The organism is Vibrio sp. 10N.286.46.A8 (assembly GCF_041470165.1).
In the GTDB taxonomy this organism is placed as follows: domain Bacteria; phylum Pseudomonadota; class Gammaproteobacteria; order Enterobacterales; family Vibrionaceae; genus Vibrio; species Vibrio tasmaniensis_A.
In genome coordinates this window covers 1-263 of record NZ_JBFRLX010000397.1, presented here as the reverse complement: position 1 = coordinate 263, position 263 = coordinate 1, and the positions used below count along the sequence as shown (strand labels likewise).

Annotated in this window: 1 protein-coding gene; it reads right to left on the bottom strand. The window is 40.7% G+C overall.

Annotation, left to right across the window (positions count from 1 at the left end; translation table 11 throughout):
* Positions 1–79: 79 nt before the first annotated feature.
* Positions 80–263, bottom strand: a 184-nt coding sequence (locus AB4232_RS22670; RefSeq protein ID WP_372088109.1) for a flagellar basal body L-ring protein FlgH, incomplete at its 5' end; no start/stop codon positions are given.

Sequence of the window (263 nt, the reverse complement as noted above, 5' to 3'; positions counted from 1 at the left end):
GTATTGCTTTAATTTATAATGAGTTAGCTTGAAATTAGATAATTCTGAAAGTGTCAGTATGTCGACACAGTCTCAAGCTCTACAAAGATACATTAAAGAATCGTGCCAAGAACCCAGGTTCTTGCATATCTTTCTGCACACCCGTACCTGAGTACTGAATTCGTGCATTCGAAACACGGTTCGAAGCAATGGTATTCTCAAAGTCGATATCATCAGGGCGGATGGTGCCACTTAAGCGAATGTACTCATCACCCGTATTCAAC